This window comes from Paracoccus sp. SY (assembly GCF_002901215.1).
Lineage (GTDB): Bacteria > Pseudomonadota > Alphaproteobacteria > Rhodobacterales > Rhodobacteraceae > Paracoccus > Paracoccus acridae.
In genome coordinates, this window is record NZ_NWMQ01000028.1 from 21183 (window position 1) to 43206 (window position 22024).

The window sequence follows — 22024 nt, forward strand, 5'->3', positions numbered from 1 at the left end:
GCAGATTGCCAGCCATGCACATGAAGGCCAAGATCAGGCGATCGGTTCTGAAAGGACAATAGCCCCTCATGGCTCAGAAGGTCCGCGATGCTTTCATGGTGCAGGGTCGTGCCTGCGAGCAGCTTGGATCGCCATTTATGGCCCGACTGATGCCGCTCATCGGCCAACGACTTACCAGGGAGAATGCGGTTGGCGCCCGATGCCTGGATTGGGAGGGGGAGCCTGGTCCATCGGGAAACTCGGTGCCACTTCGCCTTGCCGGAGCACTTCACGGGCTCATTCTGGACGGTAGTGCACCGCCGCTTGCAGGAGTGTATCCGCCGAACGCGAGCACAGACGATGCGTTATGGGCAGAGGTGGATCGAACCATGCGCGTTCATGAAACCCGCATCCTCGACTGGCTTGGCCGCGCACCACAGACCAACGAAGTGCGGCGGGCTGCAGCGATCGTGGCCGGCATCTGGTGGTCTCTCGGGGAAGTCGGCGACCGGCCTCTCGTGCTGTCCGAACTTGGCGCGAGTGCAGGTTTGAACCTGTCCCTCGACCGCTTCTCTGTCGCCATCGACGGTATGGCGCATGGGCCTGAGGACGCAATCGTGCAGCTGGTGCCCGAATGGCGTGGAGCTATACGCCCGAAACCTCGCCCCCTCAACATCGTGGACCGCCGTGGTGTCGACCTGGCCCCGCTCGATGCGGCAGATCCGGACGATGCGCTGCGGCTGCTTGCTTATCTTTGGCCTGATCAGCCAGAGCGCCTGACGCTCACTCGCGCGGCCATTGCAGTCGCGTCCACGCTACCTGATGCAGATGATGCAGCGCCCTGGCTTGCTCGGCGCCTGGCCAAGCCACGGCAGGGTGTGCTGCATGTCATCTATTCTACCATTGCGGCGCAGTACTTCCCCGAGTCAACGCGAGCAGCAATCGCAGATCACCTTGGTAAGGCCGGCCTCTCGGCGACACCTGGCACGCTGATCTTGCATCTGGCTCTGGAGGCGGACGCACGATCGCCCGGTGCAGGCCTCACCGCAACACTGTGGGCGGGCAGCGTCCCAAAGCAGATGCACCTTGGCCGCGCTGACTTTCACGGGCGATGGATCGAGTGGTCGCCAAAAGCCGCAGATATACTGTTCTACCCGCTTATTGGTTGAGAGGCAGTTAAGGGCTTAAAGCGCCGTGTCGCGAACGAACTCCCTCGCCTGAGCCGGACGCCAACCCTCCCCTTCTAACATCAAGAGTTGGTAAAGAAAACGGAAGTTTCCTGAAGGCGTCCGAAAAGGATGGACAAACGGACACTTCATCTGGTGTCCAAGTATGGTCGTCACAGTACCACCAGGCGGCAGCTTGCAGGCGCATTGTTTTTTCCTGCTATGGATCCGCTGATAAAGCGTAGCTTTTCCTTCGTACACCATCTGCACACGCATTGGTGCTCCTGCCGCGCCTCGGATCTCAAGGCTGGTTGACACCAACATGCTCATGACGGCGTTAAGATCGCCCGCCGTGGTTGTCATCGACATGCACGGCAAGACCACTCATAGGACCCCCATGAAACGCCTTCTACTGACTGTCTTTCTCGCTGCCCTGCCGATCAGCTCGATGGCAGAAACATCCGATGCCACGCTCAATAAGCACTATAGCACCATGAGGACCCGCCTTGGGGATAACACGGCCGGCAAGGACAAGCTGCTCGCTGCGCAGCGGACCTGGATCTCCTTTCGGGACAACGAGTGCCGTTTTCGGTCCTCAGGCGTTGAAGGCAGTGCCGCATCGATGGTCTACAGCGCCTGCATTGACGATCTGACGGAAAAGCGGGTGAAGGACTTCGAAGGTCTGCTCAATTGTCCCGAAGGGGACCTGGGATGCCCTATTCCTCGCGCTGAATGAGGCAAGAACACTCTGGCACAATCCGACGGGAGCCTGCTGCTTATGTGGCGGTCGTGCCAGTTTAACGCGACAGAGCACGGTATCTGCGAACGTGGTCGATCATGACCCGCAGCTTGGGCGGGATGTTTCGACGGCTTGGGTAGAACAGGTAAAAGCCTTGGAACGGCGGAAGGAACTTGTCGAGGATCGACAACAACCGCCCCTCCTCCAGCCAGGGTCGGAAGGTCTCCTCCATGCCAAAGGTGATCCCGCCGCCGGCAAGAGCGGTGCGGATCATCACCTGCATGTCGTTCGTGGTCAGGCGGGCAGGCACCGCCACATCCAAGGCATGGCCGTTTTCTTCGAACTCCCAGCGATAAGGTGCGCGTTCCGGGGCCGGACGCCAGCCAATGCATCGGTGTTCGATCAGGTCGCGTGGATGATCCGGAACGCCATGGGCAGCAAAATAATCGGGTGTCGCCACGGCCACCTGTCGCTGCTCGCCGGTCAGCGGCAGGGCAATCATGTCCTCTGCGATCACCTCGCCCAGACGAACGCCCGCATCAAAGCCGGCAGACACGATGTCGAACTCGGCATCTGTTACGGTAATGTCCAGCGTGACTTGAGGGTGCGCCTCAATGAAGGACGCGATCAGCGGTCCCGACAGGAATTGCTCGGCAATCGAGGTTGCTGCGATCCGTAGTGTGCCACGGGGAACATCGGTCGCCAGGTTGTCGAGGGCGCTGCCGATTTCGGCAAAAGGCCCGGCAATGGCGGCATGCAACGCCGCACCTGCCTCAGTCAGCCGGACACTGCGCGTTGTGCGATGGAAAAGAGCAATGCCGCGCTCGTCTTCCAAGCGACGGATGCCTTGGCTGATAGCCGAACGGGTCAGTCCCAACTGATCGGCAGCGGCACTGAACTTCCCGGAACGAGCCACAGCCAAGAACATTCTCAGAAGATTTAAGTCATCCATTGTTAAGCGCCCCTGGACGGACAGTGCAGGAGCATGCGGCTACTGCCAACAATCTTTCTTGTCTAGCTCTGGTCCATCATCAAAGGAGACGAGAATGGACAAGGTTATTCTGATCACCGGAGCATCCAGCGGCATAGGCGAAAGCATCGCCCGCGAGCTTGCTGCAAGGGGCGCCAAAATCATGATAGGGGCAAGGCGGACCGATCGGTTGGCCGCTCTTGCGGCAGAACTGGGCGACCATACCCGCTTTCGGAGTCTGGATGTCACGGATGCCCAGGATGTTGCGGCTTTCGCAGCAGCGGCGCGGGCCGAATGGGGGCGGGTGGACGCCATCGTGAACAACGCAGGTGTGATGCCGCTGTCCCCGATGGCCGCGCTGAAGGTCGCGGAATGGGACCGCATGGTCGATGTGAACATCAAGGGTGTTCTTTACGGGATCGCTGCCGTCTTGCCCGAGATGGTGGCACGCAAGTCAGGGCATATCGTCAATATCGGCTCGATCGGCGCCTTGGCGGCTTCGCCAACGGCTGCGGTCTATTGCGCAACCAAGTTCGCAGTGCGGGCCATTTCGGACGGGTTGCGGCAGGAGCACCGGGATCTGCGCGTGACCTGCATCCACCCTGGCGTTGTGGAAAGTGAACTGGCCGACAGCATCACCGATCCGACTGCGGCCGAGGGAATGAAGACCTACCGCGCCATTGCCCTGCAGCCCGATGCCATCGCTCGTGCCGTGCGCTTTGCCCTGGAACAACCCGAGGATGTCGATGTGAACGAGATCGTCGTCCGTCCCACTCGCACCCTCTAAAAGGATAAATATCATGAATCTGCTCTATATGACGCTGATGCCTGTCCTCACCGCGACTGCTGTTTCCGCCTCCTGCCCCCAGAATGGTCCGGCTGCGCCCCTGGCGCTGCATGAGGAATGGATCATGCAGGGCTGGGAACGGCACGAAGGTGACGGCCCCTTCGTCTTTGCCGATAAGATGGCCAAGTATTACGATCTCACGGATCCTACAGGCGTGTTTTGGGACAACTTTGCTCCGGGCGAGACACAGCTCTTCACCGATGCCAGCCTCTATGGACCAAACTGGGAACCCTTGCAGGCGGCAGCAAAGAGCATCCTGCATGGAATGACCCAGGGACATAGCGTCCTGGTGGGAGAGGAGGTAGCCTCAACCACTGTGGGCTTTGTTGGACGGCTGGAGCGGCTGGATGGGGCAGTCCTTCCGTTTGATGCTCGATCCCAACTCGGGTGGCAGTGCGTTCAGGGTGCATGGAAGATCAAGCAAGAGTTGAACTATGCCTGGGTCGTCGAGCCAGAAGACATTGCACCCTTCCTGGGAAAGGGCCTGAACCCATGAGCCATCCTTTTCTCGGGATGTGGGTCACGGCAGATGGCCAGATCCGTCACGAGTTGCTGCCAGATAACCGCTATGTCGAAGCGCGCGGCACCTGCGAGCGCGCCTATACAGGTCGATATGAAGTGACAGGGCATCATATCGAGTACTGGGATGACACCGGTTTCACTGCTGATGGCGAGTTTGTGGACGGGGTGCTGTTCCACGCCGGGATGGTGCTGAAGCGCGAAAACTGAAGGATGAGTGGACGTAGCTGCCTGCCATGCTGCTGGCCGAGAATGGCAATGAGCCATTTTCGGCCTCGTGTGCTGTCGCGATGGAGTAAAGAAAACGGAGGGACACTGTTGGCGAAGTCGGAACCTGGATTGATGCCCAGCGGCGTGATCTGGACCGAGGCCCGATAGTCGGCAAAGCGGGCGTCAGGCAAACGGACCCCAGTCACAATCCTCCGCCATCAGTTTCCGATGATGCCCACGGCGAGTTCGATCCAGAGCAACAGGAAGGATGCTGCAAGCGCCAGGGCAATAGTTCTGCGCCTGACGCGATTGCAGGTCATCCTGAGGGACAGCTCCCACGCGAGTGCCACGCACCCGATCAGCAGGGCTGCGGTAGCAAAGTCGAAAACGCCCCAATTGACCTGATCGGTGACCTGCATGGCCAGCGGCGGTACCAGGAGCAGCAGTGCGGTGGCAGATGTCCACGCGCGGTGATCTTTCGGCGATGCGTGGAGAGTGGGCTTTGTGGATGCATGGTCATCTGCCTTTCCATGTGCTGGCAGACGCGATCCTGCCATGAGCAACAAGTACTCCGGCGTCACAAACGCTTTCCGAGCAAGACAAAGAGCCGCAATGGGTCCATGTAGAAGCCCAGCCACCACATCTTCATCGTCATCAGAAGCGGGAACCCGAAGATGTCCACCCCGTGCTCCTGGCGCCATGGCGATGAAGAACTCCATGGCCCATGCCGTCGGATGAGGCAGAACTGTAGTATTCACCTCACAACCGTTTGAAAATTGCTTCCTCTTGAACTGCTAAGTTGCTGAACTAGATCGACTTCTGCCAGACGCCCAGAAGGGGTCGGCCTGCCGGGCGGATGCTGAGGTCCGGCGGCAGAGATCCTTGTACCCATGTTGCTCAAAGGAGGATGTGGCTATGAGAACCACTTTCGACTTCACTCCCCTGTTCCGGTCGAGCATCGGCTTCGACCGAATGCTTCACGCGCTCGAAGCGGCAAGCCGGGTCGAGACGATCGACAGCTGGCCGCCCTATGACATCGCCAAGCTGGACGAGAACGACTACCGCATCACCATGGCGGTGGCCGGCTTCAGCCAGGATGATCTGACCATCACTCAGGAACAGAACATGCTGATGGTGTCCGGCAAGAAGACTGGCGAGGACGGCGGCCGGTATCTGCATCGCGGCATTGCCGGACGCGATTTCCAGCGGCGGTTCGAACTGGCCGATCATGTGAAGGTCGTGGGCGCCAACCTTGCTGACGGCCTGCTCACGGTCGATCTGCGGCGCGAGATCCCCGAGGAAATGAAGCCGCGCCGGATCGAGATCGCTGCAGGCGAGGCGCTGCCCAAGCCTGAGCCGAAGCAGATCGAGGCCGAGCAGGCCGCCTGATCTTGCTGAACTGATGTCACGGGCGCCGGACGGTGTGTCCGGCGCCTTGGCGACGCATGTTCAACCGGATGAGTGAAAGGAGAAAAACCATGAGTGTCCGTGATCTGATCCCATGGGGCAGGGGCAATGCCCAGCAGGTTCCCGGCGTCTTCCATGACAGCGCCCGTGATCCGTTCCTGTCGCTGCATCGCGAGGTCAACCGGCTCTTCGACGATGTCTTTCGCGGCTTCGGGTCAGACTTGCCGTCATTCAACAGTGCATCCTTCGGAGGAGGCTGGCCAAGCGTCGAAGTCTCCGATGGCGAGAAGGAGATCAAGGTGACAGCCGAGGTTCCCGGTCTTGAGGACAAGGACATCGAAGTGCTGCTTGGCGACGGGGTCCTGACGCTAAAGGGGGAGAAACGTTCCGAGTTCGAGGACAAGGACAAGCAGTTCTCTGAACGCTTCTATGGTCGTTTCGAACGGCGTATCCCGCTGAGTTGCGAGGTCCAGGAAGACAAGGCTGATGCGCAGTTCCGAAGCGGCGTGCTGACCGTGACCCTGCCCAAGAGCGAGCAGGCCCAGTCGCAGATCAAGCGCATCGCCATCAAGAATTGACGCACGACAGGTGCCGGTGGCGGCAAATCCAGCCGCCACCGGCAACGTCCTTCACTGATCACGGGGATGAACGATGGAGACCACGACAGAACTCAGTACGTCAATCATAGTACCGCTTCGGCAGGGAGGGCCGGCCAACCACAACCATCCCCCTTTTAATACACCGCTTGATCTTCACCAAGGACACTATCAGGCCATCCCCAAAGCACATGCAGCTGATGAGCTAAGGCAGCGGCTCGCCCCCGGATGTGCCAGGCGCAGCACACAAGATGCTGGCTAGTACTCTGGGTCTGACGCTTGCTACCTGTTCCCGTGGATACCATCGAGTGCGTCGAGCGTGCGTCGTTCACGGGTGAGGATGTCGTCGGCTGACATCGGCCGAACGTCTAGGGCACGGTTCTTGACGACCAGGCGGAACGGTCGGATTCGACGGACCTCGCTTTCCGCCATGTTCTACAACAGCATGCGCCTGAGCGTTGGCTGCTTATCTCCGCCAGACCCATTCGCTCAATCGTGCCGCTTGTTTTTCTGCTGATCCTGGCTGATCTGCGAAAGCGACGTCAATTTCCTCAGCCGATGGATCAGCAATGAGCGTGCAGAGCAGGCTGGCCGAGTTCCCCCGAAAGCTTCGTTGTGATGGCGGACGGAAAAAAAGACCGGGCACGACACGCGCCCGGCCTGCCAAGGGTCAGGGGCGGATAGCTGTCACTTCCAGTTCGACCAGCCAGCCGGGATTGACCAAGGCATCGACCACCATGGCCGAGCGGACGGGCAGGTTCGGCTGCTCCTCGGTCCCGAAGAACTGCGAATAGCCCTTCATGAAGCCATCGAAATCCACCGTCTCGCCTTCCGGGGCGACCAGGAAGGCCTGCATCTTGATGATGTCGCCCACCGACATGCCCATGTCTTCCAGCTGCGCCTTGATGCGGTTCATGACGGAAACGGTCTGCTGCTCGGTCGTACCATAGGCCTCGACACTGGTCTTTTCCGCGCCTTCGTTGATGACCGCAGGCACCGTACCGCTGAGATAAACAGTGGTCTTGCCCGCGGGAACCTCGACCGCCTGCAGGATAGGGAAATCCGAATTGGGGATCGGGTGGCGGGTGACGTCCTGGGCCAGGACCGGCATTGCGGTCAGGGACAGAGCGATCAGGGCGGCGGCGGTCTTCAGGAATGTCATGGTCTTGTCCTTGCTTGAGGTCGGAAGGGACGGGCGCGAACGCCCGCCCACAGGATCAGCGCGCGGCGGCGACGCTTTCAGGGGTCGCCGGATCTTCGGCATAGTCGTTGCCGAAGCTGGTGCGGATATAGTTCACCACGGCCGCGACTTGAGCGTCATCCAGAAGATCGCCCAAGGGCGGCATCGCCTTCTGGCCGTGGGTGACGACATAGACCGGGTAATCGGCCGCCATCAGGTTCTCGTTCCCGGCCAGGGCGGGATACATGCCCGCGCCGACGGCCCCCTGTCCTTCCGGCATGTGGCAGGCCGCGCAAAGAGCGTCATAGATCACCTTGCCGTCGGTCTGCGTCAGCTTCGACGGGTTCTCGAACCAGCCCGTCGTGTCGGGGGGCGCGTCCTGCGCCAGAGCCGGCAGCGCAATCAGGCCGGCCATCGCCAGCGGGTAAAGGATGGATTTCATCGCGTGGCTCCTCAGGCTGCGGTGACGGTGGCGTGCAGGCGTTCGACGGCGTCGAGCGCGGACAGGATCGCACCCTCCATCCAGGCGGGCAGATACGAGATATGCTCGCCCGCCATCAGCGTGCGGCCGTCCATGGCTGTGGCATCCATGTAGTCGGCCTCGCGGTCCTTCCATTCGCCATAGCAGCCCAGGACCCAGGGCACCCGGTGCCAGCCCACGGCCACGCCCGACAGGAACTCCTCGTTGTATTGCGGATGGATCTGACTGCCGTATTCGACGGCCTTCGCGACCCGTTCCTCGGCCGGGAGGGCGTTCCACTGGTAGGCATAGGCACCCCAAGGATAGGCACCCAGAAGCACGCCCGGCCCGTCGCTGAAGAAGTTGGTCGAGGGATAGGAGATCAGCGTGATCGGCAGGTTGGTATAGCTGATCCCGCCATAGATATGCTCGTCCTGTTCCCAGAAGCGGCGCTTGAATTCCAGCCCGACCTTGAAGGCAGACTCGTAGTACATGTTGTCGATGATCCCCGACATGCGCGGGGAAAAGTCGTGGTCGATCTGCCCCAGGACCGAGAAGGGGATGGTGCAGATGCAATAATCCGCAGTCTCGATCGACTCGGGGCCTTCGCCGTTGCTGGGGATCCAGGTGGCGGTGACCTTGTCGCCCTCGTGGCGGATGCGGATGACCTTGGCGTTGTAGGTGATGAGGTCGCCCACCTGCGTCTCAAACCCCTTGGCGACCATGTCCATGCCGCCGACCGGCTGGAAGATCGTCGATTGCATGTGCAGGTTGTCGCCCGCCGTCAGGTTGCGCCACATGCTGGACTGCAGGATCACTGACAAGGGGTGCGGCTCGGATGGTTCGGGCTTGCCGCCGGCGCCGCCGCCCTCGGGCTTGGACCAGCCGCGGAAGGCCGAGGACGCCTCGCCCTTCACATACTGGTGGTCGTCGTCCAAGGCACCGTAACGCTTCAGCGCCGCCATCAGAAGTTCGGCGTCCTGTTCTGTCACATCGGCATCAAGTGCCTTCTGGTCCACCACCTTGGCCAGCAACTCGGCGACATGGCCACGGAAGTCGGTCGAGATTTCCTTGAACCGCTGCGGCTTGCCGTCAAAGGCTTCCGTGTTGTGCAGATAGGCGTTGTAGTTGACCTGGATGAAAGGCTCCAGCTTGACGCCAAAGCGCTTGCAGTAATCCAGCACCGCGAAATGGTCCGAGGGGATCCGCCAGGGGCCGGGGTTGATGTAGTTGCCCTCGCTGAATTCGACCGTCTGAGTAAAGCCGCCTAGTTCGGTAAAGGTGTCGCCCCCGCGCAGGGTCCAGCAGCGCCCGCCTGCCTTCTCGCGGTATTCCAGGATCTTCACCTGATAGCCCGCATTGCGCAGTTCGAACGCGGCCGTCATGCCTGCCAGGCCGCCGCCCAGGATCAGCACCGAGGTGCCCTTGGTATCCCCCTGCAGGTTCAGCCGGCCCTTCCAGTCCGAGGGTTGCGCCAAGCCCATCGTGCTCATGGCACTGTACATGGCGGCTGCGCCGGCAACCGTGCCGATCATGCCCAACAGCGACCTGCGGGACATTCCTTCCGAGTTGAATGACATGACTTTCCCTTGCTGCGTCCACGACGGGCCTTGGTCCCGCCGATCCGTGACAAGCACGTCATTCAATGCGGTAGACGGGAGGTAAACTGCCGGACAGTCGCGCCAACGGGAGGAATTGTTCTCTGCCCACAGGTTGAGCGCTTTTGTCGCGTGATTGTTCTGGATATGTGCAGTTTTAGGCAGGGGTTAGAAGGCTGGCTGCATGAGGCAGTCATGAGTGAGACTAGTTCCACAGGAGTGCTGCTGGTGGCCCGCCGGCTCGTCGCTTCCAATCCTAACATCAAGGAACGGGAAGCTGTCAGTTTTCTCGTTTATCTTAAGGTTCTCTGAATCACCGACCTGTCCGCAAGGGATGGCTCAGCGGACACCCTGCTGAGGTGCAGCGTCGACACCGATTGCCCTGTCCAGGCTCGCAAGATCCGCTATGGCCGGAGTCTCACATGACGGGTCCGACATGTTTTGCAGTGAAGGGGCGTCATGTGTTACAGATGGCCCATGAGATCCCTGCTGATCGGCCAGTCGTGTTGTCTTGCGGGCAAGCGAGAGCTCGCGGCTCGCATTAGCATAGGGCCACAACCAAGCCTGCCTCTGGCGCTGACAAGCCAGGCGCTGATGTGATGACGGAGAATTCAAAGACCCCTCGCCAGCCGGCGCTCAAGAGCGAAACCCGTCAGACAAACTGGCGCCGTGCCAATCTGGCCAAGTATACGGCTCACCTGGCAGTGCAGCGGGCGCTTGTCTCGGGCGCGCTGCAGAAACAGAGTTGCGAGGTGTGCGGCAGCGACGCGGTAGATGCCCATCACGACCGCTACGATGAACCGCTGAATGTCCGATGGCTATGCCGCCGCCATCATGTCAGGCTGCACCGAGGTGGCGAAGACATGTTTCCCGTAAGGCAATCGGAATAGAAAGTTACGGCCAACGAAAGCCCTTGAGCTCACACTGCTCGGCTCAGGGCCACATCTGCGCGGCATGAAGGACGCGCAGCACCGTCACAACCGACGCGGTCTCAGTATAGACCACGATGTAATTGGGCCGGACCACCAGTTCCCGCGTGCCCTCCACCCGGCCAGGACGGCAGCGTTTCGGATGTGCCGGGAGCTGTGCCACCTTGCCTTGGATCTCGTCCATCAAGGAAAGAGCGGCATCCGGGTTGTCGTCTGAGATGTAATCGACAATCGCCAGCAGGTCCGCGATTGCTAGGGCCTTCCACTCAAGCTCAGGCACGCCGTTTCCCGTCGATCAGCGCACGGGCTTCCCGCATCACCTGGTCATGCGGGGTGGTCGGACGCGGATCGGCCAAGGCCTCCTGCACCTTGGCACGAAACCAGGCGTCATAGGCGTCCGGGTCTGCTGTCAGACCGACAGGCAGACCGCCCTCGGCGGCAACGCGGGTCAGCAGGATGCGCACGGCATCCGAAAGCGTCAGGCCGACACCGGACAGGGCCTCGGCCGCTTGGGCCTTGAGACGGTTGTCCACGCGAACATGGAGCATCGAGGTTTGGGCGGGCATGGCGTGTCCTCCTGTTCAGGACACAATATGTATCTCAAATGAGATTCAATCAAGTCCTGCCCTGCTTACGGCAGGTTCTTCGTCCTTGCCCCTCCGACAACAACATAACCGATGATTGTGCCAATACGCTCAGCCACTACCCGCTCCTTGCTTGCATGACCACGATGCCTTGGATCAAAAGCAACGTCAACGTTGTCCGACAGGCTGATCCGAAATCTGTTAAATGAGTTCAGCAGGATCAGACGGTGTCCGGGGGCGGGCTCTTGTTCCTAGCTCTCAAACATGATCAGTCGACGAATGACCTTACCGCCGATGTCCGAGACGGCGAAGTCATCGCCCCTTGCACGGCCATGGCTTGCCCTGCTCCTGGCTATGTTGATAGCCCTGCTGCCGGGACCACAGGTCATTGCTCCGGCCAGCCTGACTGCTTACCACGGCAAGCCGGCCGCGACGCTGTCGGCCATTCAAGGTCGGGACTTTGTTTCCCGCAAGGACGCAGCAGACACTCGCCTGCTGGTGATGGACAGACCGCGCCCATCGCAGGCGTTGCCATCCTTTCTGAGGGCTAAGGGAACTCTCTGCCCAGCCTTATACAATCGTCGCGTTCCGTTTCCTCGTGCGCGACCTTTTCGCGCCAGAGCGCCGCCTTTGTTCGCATGACGGCCTGAAAACGATCCGCCTGCCGAAAGGCCGGCAGATCATGACCCTTCATCGACGAAAGACGAAACATGAGCTCCCATGAAAACAAACCGGCCGCGAGCCGGTTGCCGCCTGATGTCCCGATGTCAGAAATTGAGGAACCCCTTCCTGCAGGCCACGAGCCACCAGAGGCAGCCAAGCAAGTCCAATCCAGCAAGGCCATCTTGCTGAACTGGTGCATCATGATTGTTGGATTTGGCGTTGTCGCCGTTGTGGCCTACTGGCTGCTGGGGTGACAGAAGGCCCCCTGCGGGCGAAGCCGCAGGGGGATGTGCACAGACACAGGGTGGTCGTGCCAGAAGCTTTTTCATGGAAGCTGTGCCGACTGCTGCTAGTACCGGCGCGGCTTGGCAGATCAGCTCTTTGCACATCGGAAGAAGTTGCAGACCTTGTGTTTCGTCCCGCACACAAGGCTCCGGTAACAAGGTAAGTGTGACAAATAACTTCGCCGGTTCACGACACTTCTACTTGGTGCCTACGAAGCTCTCGGGATGAACGGGTGTTATGGACCACAGCGCCAAAGCCCGTCAGCGACCACCTTGTCGCCACCTTCGGGCTGCACGGTCAGCTTTGCAGGATAAGCGGCAGACTCTCCGCTCTCAGTCGCTTCGCTGGTGACCGCTACTTCTGCCAAAACTTCCGAGCCGGTGAACACGGTGCCTGGGGTCATTGCGTCGTACCCGCCGTCGGCGCTCAGGCTCAACAGTCTGTTGGAAAGCCTGATAGTCGCTTCCGCCGCCTGATCGGAGGCCACGTTCCCCGCTGCAAGCAAAAGGGGCTGGCCATTCGCCTCGAAGCTGCAGAAGAGTTCCCCTGTTAAGCCCGCGCCTTCGATGTCGTCAGCGGTCAAAGGCTGCAGCCCGAGCTCCATAACTGTGATTTCCAGCTCGCCGCCGATTTCGACCGCGCGACTTTCCTTGTCAACAATGCAAATCATGCTTACAGCGGCATCATCTGGTGTCACCCCGCTGACGATAGCTAGCCCGTAGCTTTCGCTGCCGAACGGATCGACAACCGCTGATCCTTCCGAAATTGAGCCTTTTGTGGCGGCCAAACACGCGCTCTCGACCTCTGTGGCGAAATCAGACCAGGCATCCTCGCTCGATCCAAAAGCAGGACTTACAAGTAGAAGGGAGGCGGCGAGAGGCTTTAACATTCAGTGCTCCTTGTATGGCAACAAGGGCTAAACGAGATACGGCAGCGGTCAGTTGCTGATGGCTAAGCGGTCTGCATCAAGTTGTCGCCAGGTCTGCGAAACGCAACTCCCGTACGTCGACAACAGGACAAGCAATCACTGCCGCCTGACTGCTTCAAGTTCCCGGTGTCGCCGCTGAAGCATTGCGCTGCAGTTTGAGTTGGCAGTTATGCCAACGGCAGACGATTATCACGATGTCTATATCCGGCCTTTGCAGGCAGCGACATCCAAAGCTGGGCAATTGATGACCACAACTTCTTCGGAGGCCTTCTGACATTGACGGACTTCTTCCGCACACAGAGCGGCTTGAAGTCATTACAACCGGGAGAACGGCCGCGTCATCGTCAAGCTGACGAACAAAGTCAGCCGCTAACTGCACCTGCTACAGCGGTTTGCGGCAGTGCCTCTGACCCATACCGGCTTGGACGGCCGCGACACGCTGACAAAGGTTGCCGCGGACTGGCACATGCATCTGGACATCCTTGTTGCCGCGGCCAGGGCAAACATGGCCTTTCGTTCTGGGCGACCTGGAACAGTCTGCAAGCCGACTGTGACTAGCGCCTGCCCCGCTGACGCACGTGGGGCCAGGCACGCCCGTGCTCAAACTCCAGCCGCCCGTTGCGACCCTAGCTGCGCGGCTGTCACGGCGATCGCGTATGCCACGCTGGTCTTGCGATGCCAACTTGTGCCTTAATCACCAGAACATTCAGCTGGCGTTGCGGCGTCAGCAGAAACTTCACGCCTGTGAACATGCGGGCATGGGCCGCGACCAGGGTCTTCATCGATGAATCAGGATGTTGAGAGCATTTGGAAGTCCGAGCAGTCCCAGGCGATCGTCCGGCTTTGCATTGCGGGCGCTGCGGCGGTCTATATCCTTGCAACGATCGGGCTAGGCTTGCTGACGTCCCAGACCGTCCTAGTCCTGCTGCCCTATATCGGTGTCTTCTTCATCGTCGCCGTTGCACTGCTTGTAGCAATCAATCGATGGCGTCGCGTGCACCACGGGCGCCGTGTCATCGCCATGCTGCTGGATTACGGCAGCATTACGCTGGTGCTGCTGTTGGGGAACGAGGTGATGCTGCCTATCGCGGCCACGCTGATCTGGATCACCGTCGGCTATGGCATGCGGTATGGCACGGGCTATCTGTTCGCCGGAACCGTCGCCTCGCTTACCGGCATCACAACGACAGCGGCTTTTTCCGATTTCTGGCGCGCGAACCCCTATCTGGTGGCAATGCTGGCGATCAGCGTTCTAATGGTGCCCGTCTATGCAAGCATCCTGCTGAAACGCACCCGTCTGGCCCATGAGGAGGCAATGGCGGCGAACCGCGCGAAATCGCAGGTTCTGGCCCAGGCAAGCCATGACCTGCGCCAGCCGATCCATGCCATTGGCCTTTTCACCAATTGCCTGCGCGCCGCCCCCCTGGGGCCGGACGAACAGGTGATGGTCGGCCGGATCGAGCGGTCTCTGGACAGCATCTCGCGCCTTTTCCGGTCCCTTCTGGACCTGTCCACCTTGGACAGCGGGCGTGTCATCCCCCGGCAGGAGGTCGTGTCTCTGCACGATCTGCTGAGCGACCTTGCCGCGCAGAACAGCCAGGCCGCGCGATGGGCGCAGGTGGACCTGCGGGTGGTCTCCTGCCGGCAGCACGTTTTCAGCGATCCCGCCCTGCTGAACACGATGGTGCAGAACCTCATCACGAACGCGGTGAAACATGCCCCCGGCGGTCCGGTGCTGATCGGCTGCCGGCGTAGGAACGGCAGGATCGCCATCGAGGTTCACGATCGCGGTCCCGGCATCCCCGCCGATCATCTGGAACGCATCTTCGACGAATTCCACCGCGTCACCCGCGAAGGGTGCGATGTGTCCGGCGTAGGCCTTGGCCTTTCCATCGTCCGGCGGATGGCCGCGCTGCTGCAGCTTGTCGTCACAGCGCGATCGCGGCAGGGCCTGGGCTCGACCCTGAGCATCGACGGCTTGCAAATGGCACCGCGGGAACTGCTTGCGTCCGATCGCACGCGGCGCCACCCGACGCCGCTGGACGGCCTCAGGGTGCTGCTGATTGAAGACGATCCCGAGGTTCTGCACGCGACCTCGGCGCTGTTGCGAAAATGGGGATGCCAGGTCAGGGCCGAACGAACATCGCCCCAGGATGATTGCCCGACGGACCTGATCATCGCGGACTTCGACTTGGGCGAGGGCGACAACGGCTGTCAGGTGATCGCTAAGGTCCGCGCTGATCGGGCCGAACATGTTCCCGCGATCCTGATCACTGGCCACGACGCCATCTCGCCCCATCCGCTGCTTGGGGATGATACTCCGGTGCTGTCGAAGCCCTTGCGGCCGGCCGAACTGCGTGCGGCGGTTGCGGCACAGCGGCTGGCCCAGCTTGCCGCCCGCACAGGCGCGAAACCTGACCGGCCTGCCACGACGGGCTGATCAAAGCCCTTCCTCTCCGGCTAGGGCGGCCGCTCCGGCGCGCGAACTGACGCCAAGCGCCTTGAGCACGCCGGACACGTGGATGCTGACCGTGAAGGGCGAGATGTCAAGCTCGCGGGCGATTTCCTTGTTCGAGCGTCCTGTCCGGATCAGCTTCAGGATCTCTCTCTGTCTGGGAGTCAGCGCGTCCAATGGTCCGGGCACGCGGTTCAGGCCCGGCTCGGCGTGCAATGTGACAACCGTTTCGCCATTGCAGATCGCCTCGATGGCGTCACCGATGGCCTCGGGAGGAACGTCCTTGCCGATAAAACCGTCGGCCCCTGATGCCATGGCGTGATCGACCGTCCTGTCGTCGGTCAACATCGAGACGACGATAACCGTCGCCAGCCTGAACTCTGTACGCAACTCGCTGATCGACCGCTCGGGGTGGAACCCCGGAAAGATCAGATCCAAAACGAAGGCCGATGGCGGGGGGCCGGAGCGCGCCTGTTCCAGAAGTTCGCTCCACGTCCCGGCCTCGCATGCGGTGACATGGCCAAAGCGCTTCTGCACCAGCCGCCGAATGCCTTCGCGGAACAGCGGATGGTCGTCGGCGATGATGATCCTGTATTCGCTCATGCCGCCACGCCGTCGCCCTTTTGTTCTCTTTGGCCGATGATGATGCGCGAAAAGCTGCCGTCAACCCCGTCCGCCTAGTGCATCCTTGCTAGTGACCCCCTGCGTTCGGCCTCCCATTCTCATGGGAAGCAGACAGTCAGGCGTGGGGGGACGCTGGAATGCGGCCATGGGACCAGAGGGACACAGCGCGAAACTGTGCGGGCTGACTGATGGAACGCCCGCTGTTCCGTCCTGAATCCGTCGAAGCGCGCAGGCTGGCCTGGCTGGGACGGCCGATGGTGCTGAACGCGGTGCCGGTGTCCGCGTTTGCCGCCTTTTCGGTGCTGTTCACGGTCGGCCTTGCCGCCCTGCTGGTCTTGGGCGATTACAGCCGCAGGGTCCAGATCGCCGGCCAGCTGCTGCCCACCGACGGGCTGTCCCGACTGACTGCGCCACAAGCGGGCCGCATTGTCGATCTGCGCGTGCAGGAAGGCGACGAGGTGTCGCGCGACGACGTGCTGTATCTGATCGGCGTCGACAGCACGACGCAACTGGGCAACACCCAAGACAGCGTGTCCAGGCTTTTGCGCCGTCAGCATGACGAGTTGACCGGCAAGCTGCAGCGTCAGGCCCGGATCGACCGCCTCGAGAAGGCCCGGCTGGCCGACGACCGCATTGCCGCCCGTCGGGAGGCCGAGGCGCTGATCGCCGAGGTTGCCGCCATCGACGATTATCTGGCGCAACTGGACCGGACCGTCGAACAGCAGCAGGACCTGCTTTCCAGAGGACTGGCCCGCGCCAGCGATGTCGAAACCCGGCTGCAGTCGCGCAACGCCGAGCGGGCGCGACTGGCTGCGCTGAAGCGCGAGCGGTTGCAACTAGACGCGCAAATCGCTTCGCTCGGCCACGAGATCGACGGCTTCGATCTGGCTGCTGGCGAACGGCTGTCCGAAATCCGCCGCGCCATTCTGGACGTCGAACGCGAACTGTCGGAAACCGAGGCGCTGCGCGAGATCACGGTGCGCGCACCCCGTGATGGCGTCGTTACCGGTATCCTTGCGCAGCCGGGCCAGACGGTCGCCCCCGCCGATCCGCTGCTGACGGTGATGCCGTCGGACCGGCCTCTGGTCGCCAAGCTGCTTGTCACCAGCGATGCCATCGGGTTCCTGCGCACGGGTTCCCCGGTGCTGCTGCGCTATCAGGCGTTTCCCTATCAGAAGTTCGGACAGCATCCGGGCCGGGTGGCGGTGATCTCTCGGGCCGCGCTGAACCTGTCGGATCTTTCCAATATCCAGACCACACAGGGCAAGGCCGATGCCGCCGGTCCGCTTTACCTTGTCACGGTTGAGCCCGACGCGCAGGCCGTGTCCGCCTATGGCCGCGACGAGCCGCTTCAGCCCGGAATGCAGGTCGAGGCCCACGTGCTTGTCGACCGCAGGCCGCTTTACCAGTGGATTCTGGAGCCGGTCTTTAGCATGCGCGGGACGCTTGCCGCCGCGTCAGGGACCGGCACATGAGCGCCGATCTTCTCCGGCGGTTGTCGGGAGGCATGGCGACGCGCACGCCGGTCATCCTGCAGGCCGAGGCCGCCGAGTGCGGACCCGCATGCATGGCGATGATCGCGGGCCATTGGGGCCATGTGATCGACTTGGCTTCGCTGCGCCAGCGGAATCCGTCCTCAATCAAGGGGGCGACGCTGCGCGATCTCGTTGCGCTTGGTGCTTCGCTGAACCTAGCCGCACGGGCCTTGCGGATCGAGGTCGTGGACCTTAAGGCGCTGCGGCTGCCCGCCGTGCTGCATTGGGAACACAACCATTTCGTGGTCTTGGCGCGCGTGCATCGCCGCGGGGTGGTGATCCATGATCCTGCCATCGGGCGGCGCGCCATTCCCATGGCCGAGGTGTCTCAGAAATTCACCGGCGTCGCTTTGGAGGCCTGGCCCAGCAAAGGTTTCCGTCCGCGGACCGAGCGCCTGCGCATTCCCGTGCGCGACATGATCTGGCGGACAGCGGGCATCGGCCGAGCCGCCATGCAGATCTTGGCGATCTCGCTTGCGCTGGAGGTTGCCGTGATCGCCCTGCCCGTCGGGGTAGCGCTGATCCTGGATGAGGTTGTCGTCACCGCCGATGTCAGCCTGTTGACGGTGGTGATCCTCGCACTGGGATTGCTGCTGGCGCTTCAGGTTGCGGCGGGCCTTGCCCGGGCCTGGGCCACGATGATGGTCGGGACGGGCCTGACCCTGCAATGGAAGGTCAGCCTGTTCGACCAGATGATGCGCCTGCCGTTGTCGTTCTTCACCAAGCGCCATATCGGCGACGTGGTGTCGCGCTTCGGGTCCATCGATGCGGTGGAACGGACCCTGACGACCGGCGCCATCCAGTCGATCATCGACGGCGTGATGTCGGTCACGCTGGTCGCGATGATGTGGCTTTACGGCGGCTGGCTGATCTGGATCGCCCTTGCAAGCCTGGCCGTCTATGCCACGCTGCGCTTGGCCATCTATCGCCCCTACCGCACCATGGTCGAGGAATCGATCCTCCACGGTGCCCGGGAAACGACGCATTTTATGGAGTCGGTGCGCGGCATCTCCAGTGTCAAGGCGCTGAACCTGGAACCGCGCCGCCGCGGCATCTGGATCAATCACCTGGTCGATCGCGTCAACGCCGAACTGCGCGTCGAGAAGCTGGATGCGGTCTTTGCCGCGGCAGGCACCGGCGTGTTCGGCCTTGATCGGCTGCTGGTGCTGTTCTTCGGGGCGCGGGCCATCGTGACGGGGGATCTCAGCATCGGGATGCTGGTGGCCTTTCTGGCCTACAAGGATCAGTTCGCCACCCGGGTGAATGCGCTGATCGACAGCGGGATCATGTTCATGATGCTGTCCCTGCACGGAGAGCGGATCGCGGACATCGCCTTAGCCGAGACCGAAGAACCCCCGCTGGCATCCGCACCGGCGGCACACGCCCCGTCGGCGAGGCCCGCAGCGCTGGAACTGCGGAACGTGTCGTTTCGCTATGCGCCTGACGACCCCGACGTGCTGTCCGGCCTGTCGCTGCGGATCGCGGCAGGCGAATGCGTGGGCATCGCCGGGCCGTCCGGCACGGGCAAGTCCACCCTGTTGGCCATCCTCGCGGGACTGGCGCGGCCCAGTTCGGGTCAGGTGCTGGTGGACGGCGCGGATCTGGACCGGCTGGGCCGGGCGACCTATCGCGACCGGATCGGCTGCGTCTTGCAGGACGACCGCCTGTTCGCGGGGTCGATCCACGACAACATCGCTGCATTCGACCCCGAGGCCTGTCGGGAGGCGGTGATCGCAGCAGCCCGCATGGCGTCAATCCATGACGACATCCTGGCCCAGCCGATGAACTACGAAACGATGGTCGGCGATATGGGCAGCGCCCTGTCCGGCGGCCAGCGTCAACGGCTTTTCCTGGCGCGGGCGCTGTTCCGCAAGCCGGATATCCTGATCCTCGACGAGGCCACGAGCCACCTCGACGAGGAAAACGAACAGGCGATCAACGCCGCCGTTCGACGGCTCGACGTGACCCGCATCGTTGTTGCCCACCGTCCCTCTACCCTGGCTGCCACCGACCGGGTGGTGAACCTGGCCGAACTCCAGGGATGGGCGATGGACACGGCTGCGGAATGACCCTCCCGCCCCCCAAAAGGGCGGGCCACAGCAAGGAGAAGAAGACATGACGTTCACCAGGCGGATCACCCCGAACGACAACGGGGCGACACTGACCACGCTGCTGGAGGAGCATCTCGACCTCGTGTCGGGCGGCGCCAACCCCGGACCCGGCTGTTCCCACGATTCCAGAAGCTGCGGGCCGTCGCATAACAGCAACACCACCTGCCAGAAGCTGGAGTGATCATGGACCGGAAAACAACCTTGTCGCGGCTTCGGGACCGGATCGGTTCAAAGGCTGCACCCCAAGCCCTGACCCCGCTGCTTGACGAACATCTGGAACGGGTGTCGGGCGGTCGAAACTGCGGCTGCGGCCACAGTTCGAACACGAACCATGCCTCGCAAGGCAGCGGAGGCAATCACGTGTCCCAAACGCGACCGATGCAGCAGGCGCTTTAAAAACCGCCCTGCCGCTTGACGGACAGCCTTCGGGCGCCCCTCGCGTATCGCCTTCGGGCGGTGCGCAGTCCGCTAAACCTCCAGAGGACCGCCATGAACAGCCCTCGACAGCACCGCTCGATCGACATCGTCGCCAAAATCACCGAACGCTGCAATCTTGCCTGTACATACTGCTATTTCTTCTTCGGCGGCGACGACACCTGGCTTCGTCATTCGGCCGTGATGAAGCCCGACACCATCGAGGCACTGGCGCGCTTTCTTGCCCGGGGTGCACGAGAGCTCGAACTGGACGACATCTTCTTGGGCCTTCACGGCGGAGAGCCGCTGCTGATGAAGAAGACTGCCTTTGACGCGATGTGCTCGCGGCTGCGCCAGGGGCTGCCCGACCATACCCGCCTGTACCTGGGTGTTCAGACCAACGGCATGCTGATCGACGACGACTGGATCGACCTGTTCCAGAAGCACGGTGTCAGCGTCGGGATCAGCCTCGACGGCCCCGCCGCAATCAACGACAAGGCCCGCATCGACAAGAAGGGCAACGGCAGCCATGCGCGCGTGGTCAAGGGGTTGCGCATCGCCCAGCAGGCTGCACGGGACGGGCGGATCGCCGCGCCCGGTTGCCTTTGCGTGATCGACCCCGATCAGGAGCCAGAAACGATCTTTGACCACCTGATCGGCGAACTGGGATTCGCGTCGCTGGACTTCCTGCTTCCGCGGGAAGGCCACGACACCACGATGCCGATCGACGCCGCCAAATGGCGCAGCTTCATGCGCCGCCTGGTTGCGCATTGGACAGACCCGGCGACACCGGATATCCACATGCGAATTCTGTCCGAACCGTTGACTGGCATGATCGCCGACGAGGGGGTGGCGTGGCGCGACATGCGCCTTGGCAATCGCCACAACATCATCACCGTGACAAGCGACGGAGAATTAGGGCCGGACGACAACCTGAAGGGCCAGGATCTGCGGTTCCAGGAAACCGGCATGACCGTCGCAAACACCAGCCTGCGCGACTTCGTATCCTCTCCGTTGTGGCAGGACATCGTGCGCGGCGCCGACACCATCCCCGCCCGTTGCGCGAACTGCGACTGGCAGCGGATCTGCGGCGGCGGCGAGATCTTCAATCGCTATGGCCGGGCTAGCGGCTTCGATCGTGAAAGCGTGTTCTGCGACGCCCTGGACGAGGCTTACCTGGCCCTCGCCCAATATGCCGTGGATCATGGCATCCCCGCGTCCGAGATCGCAACGCGCCTTTCCGGGGCCCGCACCCAATGGGCACGGGATTTCATGGATCACGCGCCGGCAGCAATGACGAACGGCACACCGGGCTGACCGCCGCCTATGCTCTGCCGAACGCTGCGGGCTCGTCGCGCGGCCTGATGATCTGTTGCATCCGGTCGCAGCCCGCCCGTGCAGAAGGCCTCTGACACACGGAACGCTTGCAGGGTTCATCCTGCGAAGCCGCATAATGGCCAAGCGGCATGAAGCAGACCGACACCCGCGAACTGCATGTGAGCAGCTCCGCTTTCCTCCTGGCGCCTAACCGTCAAACGCATTGCCAGGACATTTTCAAAGGTGGCTCATCGAATACCCAAGATTGTGGCCGCGACGGAGGGCAGTCCGTGGCCCATCCCACTGCCCTTGGGCGAGCAACGTTTTCGCCATGCCAGCCGCCTCTCTTTCTCGCCACCCGAACCCTAGACACTCCGGTCCTGCCCTCTCCGCGACACCACTCTCAGTGAGCCGCCTCATGAGGCGGCACGATGACCATGCCGACATCGGCCGCGACAGCCAGGATGTGCGCCACGTCCGGCGGTCCGGCCAAGGGCTTTGGAGCGGC

General features: G+C 61.9%; 26 protein-coding genes. 14 read left to right on the top strand and 12 right to left on the bottom strand.

The genetic code is table 11. The features are described 5' to 3' along the window. Positions 1–95: 95 nt before the first annotated feature. Positions 96–1148 carry a DUF2332 domain-containing protein gene (locus CK944_RS16325; RefSeq protein ID WP_256388160.1) on the top strand — a complete coding sequence of 351 codons (1053 nt, stop codon included), beginning with the start codon at positions 96–98 and terminating at the stop codon, positions 1146–1148. 15 nt (positions 1149–1163) lie between these two features. On the opposite strand, the gene CK944_RS23280 is transcribed toward CK944_RS16325, so the two are convergent. Then, entirely contained in the window at positions 1164–1514 is a 351-nt protein-coding gene (locus tag CK944_RS23280) for a hypothetical protein (RefSeq protein WP_158248028.1), read from the bottom strand. 28 nt (positions 1515–1542) lie between these two features. On the opposite strand from CK944_RS23280, the gene CK944_RS16330 reads away from it, so the two are divergent. Continuing rightward, entirely contained in the window at positions 1543–1881 is a 339-nt protein-coding gene (locus tag CK944_RS16330; protein WP_158248029.1) for a lysozyme inhibitor LprI family protein, read from the top strand. Between the two features lie 61 nt (positions 1882–1942). Here CK944_RS16330 and CK944_RS16335 read toward each other — a convergent pair whose 3' ends face one another. After that, positions 1943–2836, bottom strand: coding sequence for a LysR family transcriptional regulator (locus CK944_RS16335; RefSeq protein WP_103174141.1), 894 nt, complete (start codon positions 2834–2836; stop codon positions 1943–1945). A gap of 94 nt (positions 2837–2930) precedes the next feature. Between CK944_RS16335 and CK944_RS16340 the strand changes: the two genes are divergently transcribed. From CK944_RS16340 to CK944_RS16350, 3 genes are read left to right on the top strand one after another with little or no spacing between them, the layout of a single operon-like run. Further along, positions 2931–3641, top strand: coding sequence for an SDR family oxidoreductase (locus tag CK944_RS16340; protein WP_103174142.1), 711 nt, complete (start codon positions 2931–2933; stop codon positions 3639–3641). A gap of 13 nt (positions 3642–3654) precedes the next feature. Beyond that, positions 3655–4197 carry a hypothetical protein gene (locus CK944_RS16345; RefSeq protein WP_205049074.1) on the top strand — a complete coding sequence of 181 codons (543 nt, stop codon included), beginning with the start codon at positions 3655–3657 and terminating at the stop codon, positions 4195–4197. Further along, entirely contained in the window at positions 4194–4430 is a 237-nt protein-coding gene (locus CK944_RS16350; protein ID WP_205049075.1) for an Atu4866 domain-containing protein, read from the top strand. Before CK944_RS16345 ends, CK944_RS16350 begins: the two co-directional genes overlap by 4 nt. 218 nt (positions 4431–4648) lie before the next feature. On the opposite strand, the gene CK944_RS16355 is transcribed toward CK944_RS16350, so the two are convergent. Together CK944_RS16355 and CK944_RS24350 are read right to left on the bottom strand one after the other, a co-directional pair. After that, a complete protein-coding gene (locus CK944_RS16355; protein WP_146038685.1) occupies positions 4649–4987 on the bottom strand; it encodes a hypothetical protein in 339 nt (112 codons plus the stop codon). 20 nt (positions 4988–5007) lie between these two features. After that, positions 5008–5085 (bottom strand): DUF2391 family protein, encoded by a 78-nt coding sequence (locus tag CK944_RS24350; RefSeq protein ID WP_371411672.1) that lies wholly within the window; start codon positions 5083–5085, stop codon positions 5008–5010. A gap of 260 nt (positions 5086–5345) precedes the next feature. Between CK944_RS24350 and CK944_RS16365 the strand changes: the two genes are divergently transcribed. Next, on the top strand, positions 5346–5819 hold the full coding sequence (locus CK944_RS16365) for an Hsp20 family protein (protein WP_103174145.1): 474 nt from the start codon (positions 5346–5348) through the stop codon (positions 5817–5819). A gap of 56 nt (positions 5820–5875) precedes the next feature. Next, positions 5876–6415, top strand: coding sequence for an Hsp20/alpha crystallin family protein (locus CK944_RS16370; protein WP_239986110.1), 540 nt, complete (start codon positions 5876–5878; stop codon positions 6413–6415). A 688-nt stretch (positions 6416–7103) separates the two neighbouring features. Here the strand turns inward: CK944_RS16370 and CK944_RS16375 are convergent. From CK944_RS16375 to CK944_RS16385, 3 genes are read right to left on the bottom strand one after another with little or no spacing between them, the layout of a single operon-like run. Then, complete coding sequence (locus CK944_RS16375) at positions 7104–7595, bottom strand: RidA family protein (protein ID WP_103174147.1); 492 nt, start codon at positions 7593–7595, stop codon at positions 7104–7106. A 55-nt stretch (positions 7596–7650) separates the two neighbouring features. After that, on the bottom strand, positions 7651–8055 hold the full coding sequence (locus CK944_RS16380) for a cytochrome c (RefSeq protein ID WP_239986111.1): 405 nt from the start codon (positions 8053–8055) through the stop codon (positions 7651–7653). 11 nt (positions 8056–8066) lie between these two features. Further along, complete coding sequence (locus tag CK944_RS16385) at positions 8067–9653, bottom strand: flavin monoamine oxidase family protein (RefSeq protein ID WP_103174148.1); 1587 nt, start codon at positions 9651–9653, stop codon at positions 8067–8069. 617 nt (positions 9654–10270) lie between these two features. On the opposite strand from CK944_RS16385, the gene CK944_RS16390 reads away from it, so the two are divergent. Beyond that, a complete protein-coding gene (locus tag CK944_RS16390; protein WP_103174149.1) occupies positions 10271–10561 on the top strand; it encodes a hypothetical protein in 291 nt (96 codons plus the stop codon). Positions 10562–10604: 43 nt separating this feature from the next. On the opposite strand, the gene CK944_RS16395 is transcribed toward CK944_RS16390, so the two are convergent. Together CK944_RS16395 and CK944_RS16400 are read right to left on the bottom strand one after the other, a co-directional pair. Further along, positions 10605–10880 (bottom strand): type II toxin-antitoxin system RelE/ParE family toxin, encoded by a 276-nt coding sequence (locus CK944_RS16395; RefSeq protein ID WP_103174150.1) that lies wholly within the window; start codon positions 10878–10880, stop codon positions 10605–10607. Beyond that, the gene (locus CK944_RS16400; RefSeq protein ID WP_103174151.1) at positions 10873–11166 is read right to left on the bottom strand and encodes a type II toxin-antitoxin system RelB/DinJ family antitoxin; all 294 of its coding nucleotides are present in this window, start codon (positions 11164–11166) and stop codon (positions 10873–10875) included. Before CK944_RS16400 ends, CK944_RS16395 begins: the two co-directional genes overlap by 8 nt. Before the next feature lie 728 nt (positions 11167–11894). Here CK944_RS16400 and CK944_RS16405 point away from each other — a divergent pair. Next, positions 11895–12101: a hypothetical protein gene (locus CK944_RS16405; RefSeq protein ID WP_103174152.1), complete on the top strand. Its 207-nt coding sequence runs from the start codon at positions 11895–11897 to the stop codon at positions 12099–12101. Positions 12102–12367: 266 nt separating this feature from the next. Here CK944_RS16405 and CK944_RS16410 read toward each other — a convergent pair whose 3' ends face one another. Together CK944_RS16410 and CK944_RS23285 are read right to left on the bottom strand one after the other, a co-directional pair. Further along, on the bottom strand, positions 12368–13021 hold the full coding sequence (locus CK944_RS16410; RefSeq protein WP_103174153.1) for a hypothetical protein: 654 nt from the start codon (positions 13019–13021) through the stop codon (positions 12368–12370). A 680-nt stretch (positions 13022–13701) separates the two neighbouring features. Then, positions 13702–13842 carry a hypothetical protein gene (locus tag CK944_RS23285; RefSeq protein WP_158248030.1) on the bottom strand — a complete coding sequence of 47 codons (141 nt, stop codon included), beginning with the start codon at positions 13840–13842 and terminating at the stop codon, positions 13702–13704. A gap of 2 nt (positions 13843–13844) precedes the next feature. Here CK944_RS23285 and CK944_RS16415 point away from each other — a divergent pair, with 2 nt between their 5' ends. Beyond that, on the top strand, positions 13845–15500 hold the full coding sequence (locus CK944_RS16415) for a hybrid sensor histidine kinase/response regulator (RefSeq protein ID WP_103174154.1): 1656 nt from the start codon (positions 13845–13847) through the stop codon (positions 15498–15500). Here CK944_RS16415 and CK944_RS16420 read toward each other — a convergent pair whose 3' ends face one another. Then, positions 15501–16118, bottom strand: coding sequence for a response regulator transcription factor (locus tag CK944_RS16420; protein WP_103174155.1), 618 nt, complete (start codon positions 16116–16118; stop codon positions 15501–15503). It abuts the gene before it with no gap. A 209-nt stretch (positions 16119–16327) separates the two neighbouring features. Between CK944_RS16420 and CK944_RS16425 the strand changes: the two genes are divergently transcribed. The 4 genes from CK944_RS16425 to CK944_RS16440 all read left to right on the top strand — a co-directional run bounded on the left by CK944_RS16425 (position 16328) and on the right by CK944_RS16440 (position 21516). Next, a complete protein-coding gene (locus CK944_RS16425) occupies positions 16328–17614 on the top strand; it encodes an HlyD family secretion protein (RefSeq protein ID WP_103174156.1) in 1287 nt (428 codons plus the stop codon). Further along, a complete protein-coding gene (locus CK944_RS16430; RefSeq protein WP_103174157.1) occupies positions 17611–19743 on the top strand; it encodes a peptidase domain-containing ABC transporter in 2133 nt (710 codons plus the stop codon). The genes CK944_RS16425 and CK944_RS16430 overlap by 4 nt, the downstream gene beginning before the upstream one ends. Before the next feature lie 46 nt (positions 19744–19789). Beyond that, positions 19790–19966 carry a hypothetical protein gene (locus tag CK944_RS23290; RefSeq protein ID WP_158248031.1) on the top strand — a complete coding sequence of 59 codons (177 nt, stop codon included), beginning with the start codon at positions 19790–19792 and terminating at the stop codon, positions 19964–19966. Between the two features lie 308 nt (positions 19967–20274). Continuing rightward, a complete protein-coding gene (locus CK944_RS16440; RefSeq protein WP_103174159.1) occupies positions 20275–21516 on the top strand; it encodes a radical SAM protein in 1242 nt (413 codons plus the stop codon). The last annotated feature ends 508 nt before the right edge of the window (positions 21517–22024 follow it).